This is a genomic window from Mycolicibacterium aichiense (assembly GCF_010726245.1).
Classification (GTDB): domain Bacteria; phylum Actinomycetota; class Actinomycetes; order Mycobacteriales; family Mycobacteriaceae; genus Mycobacterium; species Mycobacterium aichiense.
The window spans coordinates 5,079,652-5,096,331 of the sequence record NZ_AP022561.1 but is presented as its reverse complement, the minus strand read 5'-3'; the positions used below and the strand labels follow the sequence as shown (position 1 = coordinate 5,096,331).

Below are 16,680 nucleotides of genomic sequence, written 5' to 3'. Positions count from 1 at the left end.
TGCTGCGTCTGCCAGCCGACGTGCCACTTCTGTGGTAAGCATTCAGCCATCGGTGGTCCCGAAAGGGACCATGGGCTTTACCTGTCGGGGGAACGGTCATGCCACGTGTGAATTCAATACTTTCGAAACTTGGAACCGGTAGCGCAACTCCCTCCCTAACGTCGGCACCCGATCTCATCGCTTGAGATATCGCGGAACTGACACGAAGGGCGCGCGGTGCCACTCCTGCTGACCGGGCAAGAATCCGACGAGCAGTTACGACTGCTGGCCGGCGGAAAAGCGCGCAACCTGTGTGAGCTGACCGCAGCCGGTTTTCCTGTGCCACGGTGGGCGATCCTCGGCACCGAAGCGTTCGAGAAAGCCTGTGCGGCCGCCGGCGTGAGCATCAGCCAGGTGCCGCTCTCGTTGGCCGAACGCCTTGACGAGGCGGCGTTCGCCGAAGCCGCGCTGTGCGAATTGAGCATGCCAGCCGAAATTCGGGACGCCATTGCGGGTGCGCTCGAATATGTGGGTGCCGAAACGGTCGCCGTCCGTTCGTCGGGACGGCAAGAAGACGGTGACCGCGATTCGTTTGCAGGACTGTTCGACACGTTCTTGAATGTGGCCGGGCTCGGGGCCACCGAAGACGCGGTGCGGCGTTGCTGGGCGTCGGCCTTTTCCCAGCGAGCCACCCGGTACCGCCACGTCCGCGGGCTCGACTTCGGCGATGTCGCCCTGGCGGTCGTCATCCAGCGATCGTTGACACCCCGCAGCAGCGGGGTGATGTTCACCGTCGATCCGCTCACGGGTTCGCCAGACCGGCTGGTGATCAACGGTGTGCTGGGCCTCGGGGAGGGTCTCGTCTCCGGGGCTGTCGACTCCGACTCGGTGAGCATCGACAAGGAGACCGGTCGGATCCTCGACGAAACGGTGTCCGCGAAGAGCGAGATGATGGTCGGCACAGCAGGCGGTGGAGTCGCCACAGTCGGCGTGCCGGTCGAACGCCGGCAGGAAACCAGCGTCGGAGCGACACTACGTACCACACTGTTGGACTTGGGTATTCGGCTCGAACAACTTTTCGGCTGCCCGCAGGATGTCGAGTGGGCCTGTGACGACACCAGCACCTGGATCCTGCAGTCCCGCCCGGTCACCACCCTGGATCGCGAGTTCGACCTCACCGCAGAGCATTTCGGTGAATCTACCGACGAGGTGCGCATCTGGGACAACTCGAACATCATCGAGAGCTTCGCCGGTGTCACGTCACCACTGACCTTCACCACGGCTCGCAAACTGTACGGCGACGTCTATCGGGCCTACGCCCGCAGCCTGAAAATCCCACCAGCCCAGCTCGAACAGATGGAGTCGTGGCTGCCGGTGATGCTGGGCCAGTTCCACGGCCACGTCTACTACAACCTGCTGCACTGGTACCGGATGGTGGGCATCGCGCCCGGATATCCGCTGAATCGGCGGGTCCTGGAAGTCGCGCTCGGCGTCAGCGAACCGCTCGACCGTACGACGGCAACTCAGTTGCGTCCGTTCAGCTTTGCCAATCCCGTTGAGAAGGCGGTATCGCGGGGCCGCACCACCATCGCCTACCTGCGCAGCATCAGATCCGTCGATGCCATGATCGACGACTTCGACGAGACGTTCGTCGACTTCATCGACCGCCACGGCCTGATGGACGTGTCGGCGATGGACGGAGCGTCGGCGTACCGCATGTTCCGCCAGATCTACGACGAAGTCGCCGATCTGTGGGGCCCGATGATGGTGCTCGACGCGATGTTGCTGACGATGGTCGGCTCGCTGGCCGTCCTCACGAAAGTGTTCCTGAGGGGTGCGCCGGAGTGGGTCCAGTTCGCCGTCGTCAACCCCGAGCCTGATGTGATCTCCGTCGAACCCGCCAGGGAACTGGCCGACATCGCCGCCTTCGTCGCCGAACACCCCGAACTCGGCGCCTTCATCGCGTCCGCCGAGCCCTCGGCCGCCTACGCGTACCTCGCCGAGCGCGCCGACGACGCGGGCTCGCCGGAATGGCAAGAGCTGCATTCCAAGATCGAGAAGTACATCGACCGCTTCGGGTATCGGTGTCTGGACGAACTCAAGCTCGAAACACCGGACCTGCGCCAAGATCCCGCAGGCATCTTTCATCTGCTGCGAATGGACACCGCCGGGCAGCGCGATAACACCGGGAGCTCGGTCGAGGACTACCTCGATGCGCACCTGCGAGGCCGGCGCCGAAAGGTGTTCGATGCGTTGCGACGGAAGGTCCAACGTGCGGCGACGCACCGTGAGCACCTGCGTTTCTGCCGCACTCAAGGCTTCGGCATCCTGAAATCGCTTGTGCGGGTGATGGGTCGGGAGTTGGAGCAACGGGGAACGATTCACCACCGGTCCGACGTCTTCCAGTTACGTATCGACGAGCTGTTCGATCTGTACGAGGACGCAATGACCGCGGCCGCCGCCCAATCCGCGATCCGCCGCCGAAAACTTCTGCAGGACAGCTACTCACGGTTCGCCGCACCCGCCCGGTTCACCACAACCGGATCCGACTACTCAGAGCGCGAGCTGACACAGGCCGGCTGGCGGCTGGCCGAAGAGTCGACACATGCGCCCGCCGGAACGGTGCTCACCGGAACGCCGTCCAGTCCGGGTGTGGTGACCGGCCGCGCGGTCGTGGTCGACAAGCCGCAGGACTTCTCCAGCGGCATCCTGGTGGCATACCGGACCGATCCGGGCTGGGCGTCGGCCCTGCCGTTCGCGTCCGCGCTCCTCATCGAACGCGCCTCCCCCCTCACCCACGTGGCAATCATCGCCCGCGAACTCGGAGTGCCGACCGTCGTGCAGATCGACGGTCTGACCGCAGCGGTTCGCACCGGAATGACGGTGAGCGTCGACGGAGCCACTGGCCGGGTGGTCCTGGTGGAAGAGCCCGGACCATGAACGACGTCGATCGCATCCGCGGCTGGTTGATGGAACCGCGGGACCACACCGGGATCCACCTGGCCAATGACAAGAGCGGCTGGGACTTCGTCACCTACCGCGTGCTGGCCGACAATGCGCGACGCATCGCCCGCCGGCTGATCGACGACGGTGTCCGCCCGGGTGACGTCGTCAGCGTGTTGATGCCGACCTCCGACCTGTGCTTGTCGACGATGTTCGGGGTGTTGGCCGCGGGTGCCACACTCACCCCGATCGTCCCGCCGATGTTCCAACCGCCCGATCAGTACACCGCCCACCTGCGCGGCATCCTCGGAGCATCGGGCTGCCGCGCGATGGTGGTGTCGTCGGCATTCGTCGAGCTGGCGCGCCGTGCGATCACCGGGCTTGCTCGCGAGCCGAAACTGGTTGCGATCGAGGGTGTTCCGGAGTGCGACCTCTTGGCAGAGCTCGCCGAACCCGCCCCCGCCGTGTTGCTGCAGATGACCTCGGGTTCGACGAGCGCTCCGCGTGGCGCCAGTATCAGTTGGCACAGCCTGGCCACCAACCTCGATGTGATGGAGGAACTCTGCGGGATGGCCGACGGCCAGGTCGGTGTCTCCTGGCTTCCGCTCTATCACGACATGGGGCTGATTGGGGTGCTCTTCCAGGCGATGACACGTCAGCGCCATCTGCAACTGATGCGTCCCGACCAGTTCATCCGCGATCCACTGCGGTGGCTGAAAGCCACCGCCTCCTCGCAGCACACCGCATCTCCGTCGTTCGGGCTGGTGTACACCAGCACCAGGCTCACACCGGATGATCTCGGTGACATCGATCTGTCAGGGCTTGCGACGCTGGTCGTCGGGGCCGAGCCCATCAATCCGGCACATCTGCGGGCGTTCACCGAACTGACTGCGGGCCATGGCTTTTCCCCGGAAGCGTTCATGCCCTCATACGGTCTTGCCGAGCACACGTTGTTCGCCACCTCGCACCGTCTGGGCGACCCGCACCGGATGGTCCGGGTGGACCGGACCACCCTGCGCCACGGCCATCCGGTTCGGGTGCTCGCACGCGTGACGGGCGACATCACCGCCGACACCGGTAGCGATTGGGTGGTGTCGGTCGGCAGGGCCGCGCCGGGACATGCGGTCTGGATCGCCGACGAGTCCGGTGACCGGCTGCCTGACGGGGTCTTGGGCGAGATCGTCTTGTCCGGGCCGTCGGTGGGGTTGGGCTACCACGGGGATTGCGACAGCACCACCCGGTTCGTCGGTGACGAGCTGCGCACCGGTGACGCCGGATTCCTGCTCGACGGCCAACTGCACGTACTGGGACGGTTGGGGACGAGCCTGAAGATCAACGGGCGCAGTATCTTCACCGAAGACCTGGACGTGACCATCGCCGAGGCGATCGGGATCGCCCCGAGTCGCGTGGTCGCCGTCGCGGTCAACGAGACCGAGCGGCCCGGTGTCGCGGTCTTCATCGAACACATGAAGGTGACCCCCGAGATGGTCACCGCCGCAATCCGATCCCTGCAGGCGAACGTCGGTGAGCAAGCCCCGTTGTGGCTGATCAGTACACCGCGCGGAACGCTGTCCCGGACGTCGAGCGGCAAGCCGCGTCGGGCGCACATGTGGCAACAGTGGCGCGCGGGCCGATTCACCAGGTCGAGATTGCTCGCCATCAGTGGCACGAACCGAGACGTGCGGGGGCTCCAACGGGTCCGCGCACTGTTCGAGAAGGCCCGCGAGCTCGCCGTGATTCCCGATGATGCGACAGTGCATTTCGAGGGATCGCTCGCCGAGGGTTTCGGCAATGAAGGCTCCGACATCGACTTCCTGCTGTTGGTGCCCGGCGCTGAACAGCCGGTGATGCCCACGGTTCTGTTCGTCGACGGTCGCCGAGTGGAGATTCGGGCCCAATCGCACGAGCAGATCCGCCAACGGCTGCTGAAGGTCAGACGGGCGATCGACACAGGTTCGGTGGCCGGGGTGTCCGAGGACCTGCTCAACCGGGTTCAGCGGTTCCTGCGCGGCATCCCGCTGTACGTCGGACCCGACTACGCGCAGCTCCTCGACATCGTCTCCTACGCCGAGCTCACCACCTTGCTCAGCTCATGGTGGCGCAGGCGGGCCGGCGGATGCCTGCGACATGCTGTCGCGCTGGCCCTGCTCGGTGACGGCTACGAGGCGATGCGGTGGGCCCGAGAAGGCGTTGCGCAGCAGATGAAAGCGTTCCTCGCCGCGCGTGGTGAGGGGTACATCGAGATCAAGTGGCTGCCGGAGCAGATCGCCCGGCTCTCACGCGACGCCGACGCGACCGTCGCGGCACTGCTGGATGACTACGAAACCCTCGACGCGACAGCCGCTTCAACGGATTCGAACCGGGGCGTCGTCGAGCGGGCGTTGGCACTGGCCGTGCGATTGGGCGGTCCGAGAATCGCGCTCGATCCCACGAACGTCGTACTACGCCGGGTGCCAGGAGTCACCACCTGGCCCATCGGAACCGCCACCCATGTCGTGCGCGACAAAACCGACGTCTTCGTCCTGTCCGCCGACTGCGCGCAATCGTGGCGGAAGGTGATCTTCGGTGAGTCGATCGCCACCACCCAGGCTGCCGTGAATCACATCGCACTGTTCGTCGACTACGGCCTCGTCGGACTGGCCTGGCGGAGCGGGGCGGTGATCACACCGGTGGCGGCGATGTGCGCACCCGGCCGGCCGCTCACACCGCTGCCGTCCACCCAGCGCCCGGCGGTCACGATCGATGGCGCGATCACTGACCGGGACATCGTCCGATCCCCTCTGGGCGCACGGGCTTTCGCCGAGTGCGCTGGGGCGTTGTTGTTGGCCAACATGGTGCTCGAGAACGCTCGCGAAGATTTCAGCGGTGCGGTGAAGGACGGGCAATGGCGGGTCGCGTCACTGTGCGGGAGACGGATCGTGACCATGGCCGTCCGAATCCTGGCCAGCGCCTGGGGAATCACCCCGCTGCCTGCTGATCCGGTGCTGGTGAGCAGGCTGGACACGCTGATACCTGAGCACCCCCGGTTGGCTCAGACCGCCCGCGGCCTCAGCGAGCTCTCCATCGCCGACGAGGATGACGCAGGGTCGGTGCACCAGGAACTCGATGCGTTCGTTGCCGAGGTGCGCAAGGTCACCTGCGGCGAGAACTTCCCCTCGTCGTTCGCCTCGAGGGAAGAGTGGCAGCGAACCATCCGGTACGGATATCACTGGCTGCGCATGGGCGGATACTTCGACGCCTATGTCGAACTGGACGAGATCCGCGATCTGCTGACCACCGGCGGAGCCCAACCTGCAGCGAGGCCGACGTCATGAGCGACATCGGCGATGAGGTTCTGGCGCTGGTCGCGGCGATGGCCCCCGACACGGCCGGCGAGCCGGGCCTGAGCAGCTCCCTGATCGGCGATCTCGGATACACCTCGTTGCGACTGCTCGAGCTGTCGATCGCCGTCGAGCGCGCCTTCGAGCTGCCGCAGCTCGACCAGGAGGCGCTAGCCGGCGTCGCGACCGTCGGTGATTTGGTGAATCTCGTTCAATCCCAGAAGGAATCGACATGAGCGCCACCGTGTTGGTCACCGGCGCCGCCGGACACGTGGGCGCCGGCGTCATCGCCCGGCTGTCCCGCCGCGGGCGCACCGTCGTCGCGCTGACCCACGATCGCCCGGTCGCCGCCGCGCGAGTGCTGACCGGTGACGTCCGCAGCGAAGACTTCGGCCTCGACGAGCAGACCGTGTCGGAACTCGCGAACGAGGTCGACGTGGTGGTGCATTCCGCCGCGGTCACCGACTTCGGGCTGCCGGAGCAGCGCTACACCGAGATCAACGTTGACGGGACGGCCAATGCCGTGGCCTTGGCGCGCCGCCTGGATGCCGGCCTGGTCTATGTGAGCACCACCTACGTGTGCGGCGAGACCGAAGGGGTCTTCTACGAGGACCAGCTCGATATCGGCCAGCGGTTCAGCAACGCCTACGAACACAGCAAGTATCGGGCCGAACAACTGGTCGCCGAAGCCGGACTCCCGTCGGTGATCGTCCGCCCCGGCATCGTGACCGGCGAGTACCGCACCGGGAACACCGGGGTCTACAAGCACATCTACCAACTGCTCAAGGTGATCGTCGAGGGCAGGCTGCGGACGCTGCCCGGAAACTACTCCGCGACATTGGGATTGGTCCCGATCGGCCACGTCGCCGACGTCGTCGCGGCCGCGGTGGAGAAGTTCGACGACAACATCGGACGGACATTCCATGCCGTCGGCGCCAACGCCCTTTCGCTGCGCACCGTCTCCGATGTCCTTGCCGAGTATCCGTCCTTCTGCATTCCTGATTTCGTGCCGCCCAGCACGTTCAGCGAGTCTGATCTCGACGACATCGAGCGCCGCTATTTCGATAAAGTGGGGATCCTCTACACGAGCTACCTGCGGCGGCGTCTGGAGTTCGACAGCACCAACACCCGTGAGCGACTCGGTGTCACGCCGCCTGCCATCGGTCCCGGCTACTTCCGCCGCCTTCTCGACTCCTGCTTACGCACTGGCTATTTGGGGCGGCCTGAGCCGTCGGTCGCCGAGGTGCTGGCCCGGTTGCAGGCCACGAGGAGTTTCGCATGATCCGCACAGGCAGCCGGTATGACTCGGACACCTACTTCATCGAGACGTGCGATGCACTCGCGGCGATGAACATCGACCGTGCCACGTTCGCCCACGAGCATGCGCTGATGCTGCTCAAGCCCGATGCGGCCGTCACCGCAGCGATGGGATCGGCCATCACCTGGCTGCTCGATCACGGCTATCGCATCGTCGGGGCGTATCCGGTGCAGCTGACGTATCTGCATCTACGGGCGTTGTGGTACTTCAACTGGCACCGCGCGACCGCCGAGCGTCGCCGGGTTGCGGACCGTCTCGCCGGACTGTCACCGTCGCTGGTCCTCGTCGTCGGTCATCCCGACGATGAGCAGCCGGTCTCGGTCCGGCTCACGGCGGACAAAGGCCCCGCCGACCCGGCGCAGCGGCAACCTCATCACCTACGGCATGCGCTGGCGGCCGGAACCTATTTGCTGAACAAGGTTCATACTCCCGATGACCCCGACGATGTGCTGCGGGAGATGAGTATCTACTTTCCCGATCCGCAACTGAGCGAGGTGATTTCTGCGTGCGTCCAAGGCGCCGATGCAACAGCAGATGCCGTTCGCATCGTCGACGGTATCGAGTCCGGCCTTGACCGCAGATGCGGTGACCTCACCGCCGCGCAGGACGCCGTCTGGCAATGCCTTGGGGTCGGTGGGTGGGATCGACCCCGAACCGGTGAGGAATGGCTGGCCGCATTGGCGGATGCAGACAGACGAGGCATTGACGTCGATCCGTGGTTCCGGATCGTGATCGAGTCCTCCTATCTTCCGATGCACCGACAGGGAGGTGACGGGATATGAACGGGGAGAGGTATTCTCAGACGATTCGCCGAGAGTTGGTGCACAAGCGCGCGGTCTCCGAAGTGTTGGTCACCGCGATGGGCGGACGGCGGGACACCTGGACGGCACATGCCCAATTGCCTCGGCTGCACAGCTTCCACTCCGATGGATTAGGGCGGCAGCGTTCGTACTACGATCCGCTGCTCGTTCTGGAGGCGTTTCGGCAGGCGTGCATCGCGGGCAGCCACTTGTTCTATGAAGCACCGCCGGACGCCCGGCATACCGTGCGGCTCTACGAGCTGGCTGTGGTCGACTTCGACCATCTGGCGTGCGGTGCCGAGATGCTGGATCTGGAACTGAACATGGCGGTGCAGAAGGAATTTCGCCGTGACGGCCACGAGGCGGTGCATGGTCTGGAGGTCCGTGCCGTAGTGGCCCATGAGGGCACCAAGACGATGGAACTGTCGGCCGCGTTCAACTGGATGCCGGTGGAGAAGTGGGACCGGATGCGGGCCGGTGCGAGTTGGGATCCGGGGCCGCAGCCGGTTCCGGCCGATCCTCGGTCGGTCGGGCGGACACGGATCGAGAATGTGGTGATCGGTGCCCCAGTCCACGTGGCTGAAAGTGGCGCGGCGAGCGCGCCGCTCGTGGTGGACATCAGTCACGCGACTCTCTTCGACCATCCCCTCGACCACCTCCCCGGCGGACTCATCATCGAGGCCGCCCGACAACTGTCCCTGGTGATAGCCGATTCGCACGCGGAAGATCTCGTAGGTCCGGCGTGGCTGAGGATCGGATTTCAGTCGTTCGCCGAAATGGATTCGGTGAGCACGGTGTCCATGACGCGCGACGGCCCCGACCCGCTGACGTTCCGGGGCGACATCACCCAGTCGGGTCAGACCAGGGCCACCATCGAACTGGCATTCATGGAATGACGGTCCTGCGGCGGACAGGCGGTATCGGCGCGTTCCTGGTCGAACGTTGCCTGCCCGTCTATCCCGTCTATCTGGCGCTGTGGGTGATCGCGGTCGAGTCCATGGTCGTGGTCGTCGGGCAGTCCTCCGGCCCGTGGCGGCTTTCCTGGGATACCGCGCTGAAGATTATGGCGCTCAACGCCGCCGGTGCCTTCCTGCGCATGGTCGACGACCAGAAGGATCTGGATTACGACCGGGTGCACAACCCGGACCGACCACTCGTCCAAGGCCGGATCAGCACCCGGGAGTTGCGGATCGCGATGGTCCCGGCGGCCGCGGTGGCCGCACTGCTGGCGGCGATGGTCTCGGGTTGGACAGCCGTGTTCGTCGCGCTCATCCTCGGCTACAGCCTTGTCCTGTGGTGGTGGGAGTCGCGGGTTCCGGTGGTACGCGACAACCCATTGGTGAACCTGGCGGCCGCATGTCCCGCACAGTTCCTGGCAACGGGTTTCGCGATGACGGGGCGGCCGGGTGTCGGAGATGCGTCCTGGGGACAGCTGGCCGCCGTCCTGCTGGTGTTCACCACCGCATTCCTGCATGTGGAGTTGGCGCGCAAGACCACCCGGGTGGCAGCAGCCGATGACCTGCGGTCGTATTCACGGGTCATCGGGCCGACCGCGAGCGGCGGCATGGTTCTGGTTCTCGGGGTGTCGGCCGTGCTGGTGGAGATGCTACTCACCTCGCCGTGGAGTTGGGCGGGGCACTGGTGGCCGATCGCCTGGTTGCCCGCCGTCGCGGCGGTGTTGCCGTGCCTGTCGGCGTGGATCTTCTTCGTGCGGCGGGTAGAAGTCCACCCCCGAGGATTGCCAACGCTTTTCGTGATCGTGTTCTACCTCGCCATCGTCGGGCAGGGTTTGGTCTACCACTAGAAAGGGGCCCTAGAGTGCGGATCCTCATACCGCTGGTCGGCAGTCGCGGGGACGTTCAGCCCGGGGTGGCGCTCGGCTTGGAACTCGAGCGCCGCGGCCATGACGTGATCATCGGGGCACCACCGAATTTCGTCGACTTCGTCGCCAGAGCCGGTTTGACCGCGCGCCAGTTCGGCCCCGATGTCCATGCGTTGTATTCGTCGCCGGAGGGCCAGAAGGCATTGGCGGCGGGCAGCACCTTCAAGCTGATGTCGATGGTGTCGAAGCAGATGTCGGAATACGCCGACCGGATGGACGACGAGCTGATCGACATCTCCACGGGAGCGGAGATGATCGTCTGCACCACCTTCAGTGAGGACCGCTCAGCGATCGTGTCGGAGTCCCTGGGTATTCCGATGGTGACACTGCACACCTACCCGTGCCGCAAGAACAGTCTGTACGCGCCGCCGGGCTCGGTGCCGGCCAACTGGAAGGTGCCCGGCGTTGTCAACCGCGTGGCGTGGTCCGCGATCGAGCGACTGCGGACCGTGGTGTTCGGCAAGTATCTCAACAACCTCCGCGGCAAGCTCGGCCTACCCCGATCGTGGGCCAGTACGGAATCGATTCTCGCGGGGCGCAATGTCCCCGAACTGCAGATGTACGACCCCGCGTTCGTGCCGGGCCTGGCCGAAGAGTGGGGCTCGTCGCGGCCGATGGTGGGTTTTCTGTGGCTGCCGCAGTCAGCCCGGGCCGCGATCGGCGAGTCGGCCGAGGACCACGCCGAGGTGCTCCAGTGGATGGACGCCGGCACGCCGCCGATCTTCTTCGGCTTTGGCAGCATGCCCATTCTGGATTTCGGATCGGTGCTCGGCATGATCGAGCGCATCTGCCAACGAACGGGCGAGCGGGCGCTGGTCAGCGTCGGCGGCGCCCACCTGAGCCCCGAACTGCGGAACACCTCCGCCAACGTGAAGGTCGTCGACGCGCTGGCTCATGACCTCGTCTTCCCGCACTGCAAGGCGGCCGTCCACCACGGTGGCATCGGCACGCTCTTCGAGAGCCTGCGGGCTGGGCTGCCGACGCTGGTGTGCTCGGTGTCGTTCGATCAGCCGGTCTGGGGACACCAGGTCGAAAGGCTCGGAGTCGGAGCGCACATTCCGTTCACGAAATTGCGGGCCGATACGCTCGGTGCCGGGATCGATGCCATCCTGGATCCGGACATGCGTTCTCGGGCAGAAGCTTTCGGCGCGCGCCTGCACGCGACCGGCGACGGTGTGCCGCGGGTTTGCGACATCGTGGAGAAAACGGCGGCCGGCTAGCCGGGCGTTCGGGGCGTGAAGACCACCGGCAGCGACGCTGGGGACAGCACGAAGTCCTTGGCTTGCGGCTTGACCTCGAAACCGGCGGGCAGCCGGATGTCCCACCGCGAGAACAGCGCCGCCGCCTGCAGGGTGATCGACAACAACGCGAATTGGCTTCCGGGACAATGCCGTTGACCCAAACCGAACGCCATCATGACGTCGCGGTCCACCGAGTCGGATTCCCAGCGGTCTGGGTCGAAGGTCGAGGCATGGGGGAAATACTGGTCCTGTAGGTGCACCATCAATGGGCTGAACAAGATGTTGGTGCCATCGTCGAACTCCACCGAGCCGATGCGTACCGGCCCGTCGGCGGTGAGGATGCTGATCCACGGCGCCCACAACCGCAGCGTCTCGGTGAGTACATTGCGCAGGTAGCGCAATGCCGGCACATCGCCCACTTCCACTGGGCGAGAACCGACTACGGAGTCCAGTTCGTCGCGGATCTTCGCGGCGATACCGGGGGCGCGGCTTGTCTCGTAGATGAGCCAGGAGAACATCGACGACTGGGATCCGATGCTCGCCGCCAACGCCAGCAGCAGTTCGTCGACGAGGTCGTCATCGGACAGCGTCGCCCCGGTCTCCTCATCGACGTGATGCAGAAGTGCCGACAGCATGTCACCCTCGTCGGGTGTATGGCGCCGGCCCTCGATGAGTGACCTCAGTGCGGAGCGGACACGCCGTGAATCGGAGATGAATCGGCGGTTGGCCAGCACCCGCAACTGCCTCGCGGTCTTGGGCAGGGCGCCGCGAATGATGACTTCGCTGAGCAGCCAAGGGGTTCGCTCGCGGATGACGTCGATCTCCTCGGCGTCGGATTGGGCGCGGAACAGAGTTGCCAGCATGGTGCGCATCACCAGCTGATGCACGCTGGCCCGCAAGTCGGTCTGTGCGCCGCCGACACGTGAGCCCGACCAGTCGTCGGCGATCGCAGCGACGGTGAGCCCGTACTCGCCCAGGCGGCGCTGCCGAAAGACCGGGGCGATCAGTCGGCGGCGAAGGTCGTGTTCAGGTCCGCTGAGGACATTGGTCGCGCCGCTGACCAATTCGTGGATGGCCTCGCGCATCGGCTCGCGGTGGAACGCCCCGGCGCGGCCCAGGCTGACGTCGCGGATCAGCTCCGGGGTGGTGAGCAGGTAGGAGGCCCGCGGCCCCAGATACACCCGGACGATCGGACCGATGCCGGCGGCGCGCAGCAGCAACTCGCGGGGATCACCGGTGACCATGTGGGCGTGGCCGATCACCGGCAGACGCCCTGGCGCCGTGGGGATTCCAGACAGGCCGGCTGGCGTCATGGCGGCAGCGTAACCGGTTTACGACGAGGTCAGGCTGCGAACGGCTTCGATGCGGGCCTTGAGCTGATCGGTGGTGGCGGCGGCCACCGGTGGTCCACCGCAGACCCGGCGCAGTTCGTTGTGGATCTGTCCGTGTGTCTTGCCGGTGCGGTGGTGCGCCAGCGACACCAGGGCGTTGAGTTCGCGGCGCAGATCCCGTAGCTGGCCGTGCGTGGTCAGCCGGGGTACCTCGCCGCTGGCGGTGCGCTTTTCGATCTGTTCTTCTTGCCTGCGCCGCAACAGATCTCGCATCGACTCGGCATCGAGCAGGCCGGGAATGCCGAGGTAATCGGCCTCCTCGTCACTGCCTGCCGGCGTCGCGGTCCCGAACGACGACCCGTCGAAGATGACCTGGTCGAGCTCGGCGTCGGCGCCGAGGTACTCGATCTTGTTCTCGCCCTCGTCGGGCTCGTCGCGGTTCTGCTTGGCCAACTCCGCCTCGAGCGGATCGTCCTCGAGGTTCTCCCGGTGCGGCTTGCCCAGCACGTGATTGCGCTGAGCTTCCATCTCGCTGGCGAGCAGCAGCAGGTTGGGCACCGACGGCAAGAAGATGCACGCGGTCTCACCGGGCCGCCGGGACCGCACGAACCGGCCGATCGCCTGGGCGAAGAACAGCGGAGTCGAGGCGCTGGTGGCGTACACGCCGACCGCCAGGCGCGGCACGTCGACACCTTCGGACACCATCCGCACCGCGACCAGCCAGCGCGAGGTGCTCGCCGAGAACTGGGAGATGCGATCGGAGGCGCCCTTGTCGTCGGAGAGTACGACGGTGGGTGCTTCGCCGGTGATCTTGAGCAGCAGGTCGGCGTAGGCGCGGGCGGCGGTCTGATCGGAGGCGATGATCATGCCGCCGGCGTCGGGGACGTGTTCGCGGAGCCCGCGCAGCCGGGTGTCGGCCGCGGCGATCACCGCGGGCATCCACTCACCGGCCGGGTTGAGGGCGGTCTTCCACGCCCGCGCGGTCTGCTCGGCCGTCAGCGGCTCACCCAGGCGCGCCGCGTGCTCCTCACCGGCACTGTCCCGCCAACGGGCCTCCCCGGAGTACGCCATGAACATGACCGGGCGCACGACGCCGTCGGCCAGCGCGTCGGAGTAGCCATACGTGTGGTCGGCCTGGGATCGGGCGAAGCCGTCGGGCCCGACCTCATAGTTGATGAACGGGATGGGGCTGTCGTCGCTGCGGAACGGGGTCCCGGTCAGCGACAGTCGCCGCGTCGCGTCGTCGAACGCCTCCCGGATGGCGTCGCCCCAGGTTTTGGCGTCACCGCCGTGGTGGATCTCGTCGAAGACGACGAGCGTCTTGCGGTTCTCGGTGCGCACCCGGTGTCGAGTGGGGTGGCTGGCAACCTGGGCGTAGGTGACCACGACGCCGTGATACTCCGCGGACGTCTGCGAATTCGAGTTGGAGAACTTGGGATCGAGCGCAATGCCGTGCCGTGCGGCGGCCTGCGCCCACTGGATCTTGAGGTGCTCCGTCGGGACGACGATCGTGACGGCTTCGACGGTGCCCTCGGCGAGGAGTTCCGCGACGATCCGCAGGGCGAAGGTGGTCTTACCGGCTCCAGGGGTCGCGACAGCGAGAAAATCGCGCGGCTTGGCGGCCAGATACTTGACCAACGCCCGTCGCTGCCAGCCCCGTAACGCCTGGGTGCTGGGCGCATCAACTGCCCGCACCCCTGGGACTCCTCTCGGTCGAGATGGACTCTAGTGCAAGCAGATCCGCCCGCGCACTTCGATCCGGCGTGTCGTCAGACCAAGAAATTGTCGTTGCGAATGAAGAACTCGCGGCGTTCGTCGTCGGTCAGCTCGCCGAGCTTGGGCAACCCTTCGAAATAGAACTCACGAGGTGCACCGGGAGCAAACAACATCAAGATCGCGGCGGGTTCGTCGGACTGGTTCCCGAAACCGTGGATGCCGCCGGGCGGGACGTAGAGGTAGTCGCCTTGCTCGCCGACGGTCCAGTCGCGGCCGTCGAACAATTGGATCCGGCCGGACAGCACGAAGAAGGACTCCGACATGGCCTTGTGGAAATGCGGCCCGGGGCCACCCGCCTGGGGACCGAGGTCGACCCGGTACAGACCGAAGTCGCCGCCGGTCGATTTCTCGGTGGCCAGGTAGGTGTACTTGACCGGGCCGACTTCGAAGTCTGCCGGGGTCTCGGCCTTGCGCAGGGTGGCGCTGATCTCGCCGTCCCCGTCGTACCGCGGCGGTGGATAGGGCGGCACGTGCAGCGACATGGCTACATTGTGCCGGTCACCCGAGGGGGTACACCACGCCCGTCAGCTCTTCGGACACCGCCCACAACCGCTTCTGCGCCGCGACGTCATGCGACCGGCGATTGGAGGAGACGAGCTTCGGATAGCCACGCATCTGCAGCACTCCGCCGGGTCCGTAGTACTGGCCGCCGCGCACGGTCGGGTCGGTGGCGGCGCGCAGCTGCGGCAGTGCGCCCATCTCGGAGCTCTGCACCGTCAGTCCGAAACCCCACTCGACGATCTTGGGGAGGTTGCGGCCCAGTTCGGTGGCCGAGCTTCCCGGGTGGGCCGCGACAGCGATGGTGTCGGTCGCGGCAAGACGCTTCTGCAGTTCGTAGGTGAACAGCAGGTTGGCCAGTTTCGACTGGCCATAGGCGCGGGTGCGGTCGTAGCGGCGTTCGGACTGCAGATCGTCGAAGCGAATGCTGCCGAAGCGGTGGCCGTTGCTGCTGATCGTGACGATCCGCGAGGCCGGCGCAGCGAGCACCCGGTCCAGCAGCAGGCCGGTGAACGCGAAATGGCCCAGGTGATTGGTGCCGAACTGCAGCTCGAATCCGTCCTGGGTGGTCTGCTTGGGCGTCATCATCACGCCGGCGTTGTTGATCAGCAGGTCGATGCGGTCGTGCCGGGCGCGCAGCTCGTCGGCGGCGGCACGGATGGACGCCAGCGAGGTGAGGTCGAGCTCCTGCACGCTGACGTCGGCCCCGGGGTAGCGCCGCACAACGAGGTCTGCGGCGGCCTTGCCCTTGTCGAGGTTGCGGACTGCGAGAACTACGTGCGCGCCTTTGGCTGCCAGCGCGCGGGCGGTTTCGTAGCCCAGCCCGGTGTTGGCGCCGGTGATGACGACCGTCCGGCCGGTCTGGTCCGGGATGTCGGCGGAAGTCCAGGGTGCCATGCAGTTCTCCTCGGTTAGACTGGCTAACCGGAGCGTGCGCCCCGGTTTTATCCGACTATACGGAACGCGCGCCCCGCTTTGTCAACGCAGGAGAGGTGTGAGGTGGGTCTGAGCTGCCGGCCGCTACGTGCCGATGCCGCGCGCAACCGTGCCCGCGTGCTGCAGGTTGCCTACGAGGTGTTCGCCGAGCAGGGGCTGGCCGTGCCGATCGATGAGATCGCCCGGCGCGCCGGCGTCGGCGCAGGCACCGTCTACCGGCACTTCCCGACCAAGGAAGCCTTGTTCGAAGCGGTCATCAGCGATCGGGTGCGACTGGTCGTGGCGCGAGGGCGGGAGCTACTCGCTGCCGATCCGTCCACCGCACTGTTCGAGTTCCTCCGCGAGACGGTGCGCTCCGGTGCTGCCGACCACGGGATGGTCGAGGCGCTGGCGCGGTACGGAATCGACCTCGACTCCGCGGCGCCCGGCGCCGAAGCGGAGTTTCTCGAGGTGCTGGGGGAGATGCTGGTGGCGGCGCAGCAGGCGGGTGCCGCCCGCGCAGACGTCGGCGTCGCCGAACTGAAGGCACTGCTGGTCGTGTGCAAGAGCGGCCAGGAATACGGCGAGGACGTCGCCGACCGGATCACCAACGTCATCGTGGCCGGTTTACGCGCCGGGTGAACGGCTGATCCACTTCTTGCACTCGCCTAGGTCGA

At 66.1% G+C, this 16,680-nt stretch carries 13 protein-coding genes; 9 read left to right on the top strand and 4 right to left on the bottom strand.

Features of this window, described 5'->3' with window-relative positions:
- Nucleotides 1-216 precede the first annotated feature (216 nt).
- The 8 genes from G6N32_RS24590 to G6N32_RS24555 are packed head-to-tail and all read left to right on the top strand — an operon-like array spanning nt 217 to nt 11,462.
- The gene (locus tag G6N32_RS24590) at nt 217-2,919 is read left to right on the top strand and encodes a phosphoenolpyruvate synthase (protein WP_232077314.1); all 2,703 of its coding nucleotides are present in this window, start codon (nt 217-219) and stop codon (nt 2,917-2,919) included.
- Nucleotides 2,916-6,236, top strand: a complete 3,321-nt coding sequence (locus G6N32_RS24585; protein WP_115318507.1) for an AMP-binding protein — start codon at nt 2,916-2,918, stop codon at nt 6,234-6,236. The genes G6N32_RS24590 and G6N32_RS24585 overlap by 4 nt, the downstream gene beginning before the upstream one ends.
- Complete coding sequence (locus G6N32_RS24580) at nt 6,233-6,478, top strand: acyl carrier protein (protein WP_115318508.1); 246 nt, start codon at nt 6,233-6,235, stop codon at nt 6,476-6,478. Before G6N32_RS24585 ends, G6N32_RS24580 begins: the two co-directional genes overlap by 4 nt.
- The gene (locus G6N32_RS24575) at nt 6,475-7,524 is read left to right on the top strand and encodes an SDR family oxidoreductase (RefSeq protein ID WP_115318509.1); all 1,050 of its coding nucleotides are present in this window, start codon (nt 6,475-6,477) and stop codon (nt 7,522-7,524) included. Before G6N32_RS24580 ends, G6N32_RS24575 begins: the two co-directional genes overlap by 4 nt.
- Nucleotides 7,521-8,342: a nucleoside-diphosphate kinase gene (locus G6N32_RS24570; protein WP_115318510.1), complete on the top strand. Its 822-nt coding sequence runs from the start codon at nt 7,521-7,523 to the stop codon at nt 8,340-8,342. Before G6N32_RS24575 ends, G6N32_RS24570 begins: the two co-directional genes overlap by 4 nt.
- Nucleotides 8,339-9,256, top strand: a complete 918-nt coding sequence (locus G6N32_RS24565) for an AfsA-related hotdog domain-containing protein (protein ID WP_115318511.1) — start codon at nt 8,339-8,341, stop codon at nt 9,254-9,256. The genes G6N32_RS24570 and G6N32_RS24565 overlap by 4 nt, the downstream gene beginning before the upstream one ends.
- The gene (locus G6N32_RS24560; protein ID WP_115318512.1) at nt 9,253-10,164 is read left to right on the top strand and encodes a UbiA family prenyltransferase; all 912 of its coding nucleotides are present in this window, start codon (nt 9,253-9,255) and stop codon (nt 10,162-10,164) included. Before G6N32_RS24565 ends, G6N32_RS24560 begins: the two co-directional genes overlap by 4 nt.
- Before the next feature lie 14 nt (nt 10,165-10,178).
- Nucleotides 10,179-11,462, top strand: coding sequence for a glycosyltransferase (locus G6N32_RS24555; protein ID WP_115318513.1), 1,284 nt, complete (start codon nt 10,179-10,181; stop codon nt 11,460-11,462).
- On the opposite strand, the gene G6N32_RS24550 is transcribed toward G6N32_RS24555, so the two are convergent.
- The 4 genes from G6N32_RS24550 to G6N32_RS24535 form a co-directional block, all read right to left on the bottom strand.
- The gene (locus G6N32_RS24550) at nt 11,459-12,796 is read right to left on the bottom strand and encodes a cytochrome P450 (RefSeq protein WP_115318514.1); all 1,338 of its coding nucleotides are present in this window, start codon (nt 12,794-12,796) and stop codon (nt 11,459-11,461) included. The two genes, G6N32_RS24555 and G6N32_RS24550, sit on opposite strands and share 4 nt — an antisense overlap.
- Nucleotides 12,797-12,814: 18 nt before the next feature.
- Nucleotides 12,815-14,509, bottom strand: coding sequence for a DEAD/DEAH box helicase (locus G6N32_RS24545; RefSeq protein WP_115318515.1), 1,695 nt, complete (start codon nt 14,507-14,509; stop codon nt 12,815-12,817).
- Nucleotides 14,510-14,583: 74 nt separating this feature from the next.
- On the bottom strand, nt 14,584-15,072 hold the full coding sequence (locus G6N32_RS24540; RefSeq protein ID WP_115318516.1) for a cupin domain-containing protein: 489 nt from the start codon (nt 15,070-15,072) through the stop codon (nt 14,584-14,586).
- Nucleotides 15,073-15,088: 16 nt separating this feature from the next.
- On the bottom strand, nt 15,089-15,985 hold the full coding sequence (locus G6N32_RS24535) for an SDR family NAD(P)-dependent oxidoreductase (protein ID WP_115318517.1): 897 nt from the start codon (nt 15,983-15,985) through the stop codon (nt 15,089-15,091).
- A 102-nt stretch (nt 15,986-16,087) separates the two neighbouring features.
- Here G6N32_RS24535 and G6N32_RS24530 point away from each other — a divergent pair, with 102 nt between their 5' ends.
- A complete protein-coding gene (locus tag G6N32_RS24530; protein WP_115318518.1) occupies nt 16,088-16,645 on the top strand; it encodes a TetR/AcrR family transcriptional regulator in 558 nt (185 codons plus the stop codon).
- Nucleotides 16,646-16,680 lie beyond the last annotated feature (35 nt).

Bases quoted from the DNA above. Each gene is read 5' to 3' on its own strand.
- G6N32_RS24585 (WP_115318507.1), top strand. From the start codon at position 2,916: ATGAACGACGTCGATCGCATCCGCGGCTGGTTGATGGAACCGCGGGAC.
- G6N32_RS24580 (WP_115318508.1), top strand. From the start codon at position 6,233: ATGAGCGACATCGGCGATGAGGTTCTGGCGCTGGTCGCGGCGATGGCC.
- G6N32_RS24575 (WP_115318509.1), top strand. From the start codon at position 6,475: ATGAGCGCCACCGTGTTGGTCACCGGCGCCGCCGGACACGTGGGCGCC.
- G6N32_RS24570 (WP_115318510.1), top strand. From the start codon at position 7,521: ATGATCCGCACAGGCAGCCGGTATGACTCGGACACCTACTTCATCGAG.
- G6N32_RS24565 (WP_115318511.1), top strand. From the start codon at position 8,339: ATGAACGGGGAGAGGTATTCTCAGACGATTCGCCGAGAGTTGGTGCAC.
- G6N32_RS24560 (WP_115318512.1), top strand. From the start codon at position 9,253: ATGACGGTCCTGCGGCGGACAGGCGGTATCGGCGCGTTCCTGGTCGAA.
- G6N32_RS24550 (WP_115318514.1), bottom strand. From the start codon at position 12,796: ATGACGCCAGCCGGCCTGTCTGGAATCCCCACGGCGCCAGGGCGTCTG.
- G6N32_RS24540 (WP_115318516.1), bottom strand. From the start codon at position 15,072: ATGTCGCTGCACGTGCCGCCCTATCCACCGCCGCGGTACGACGGGGAC.
- G6N32_RS24535 (WP_115318517.1), bottom strand. From the start codon at position 15,985: ATGGCACCCTGGACTTCCGCCGACATCCCGGACCAGACCGGCCGGACG.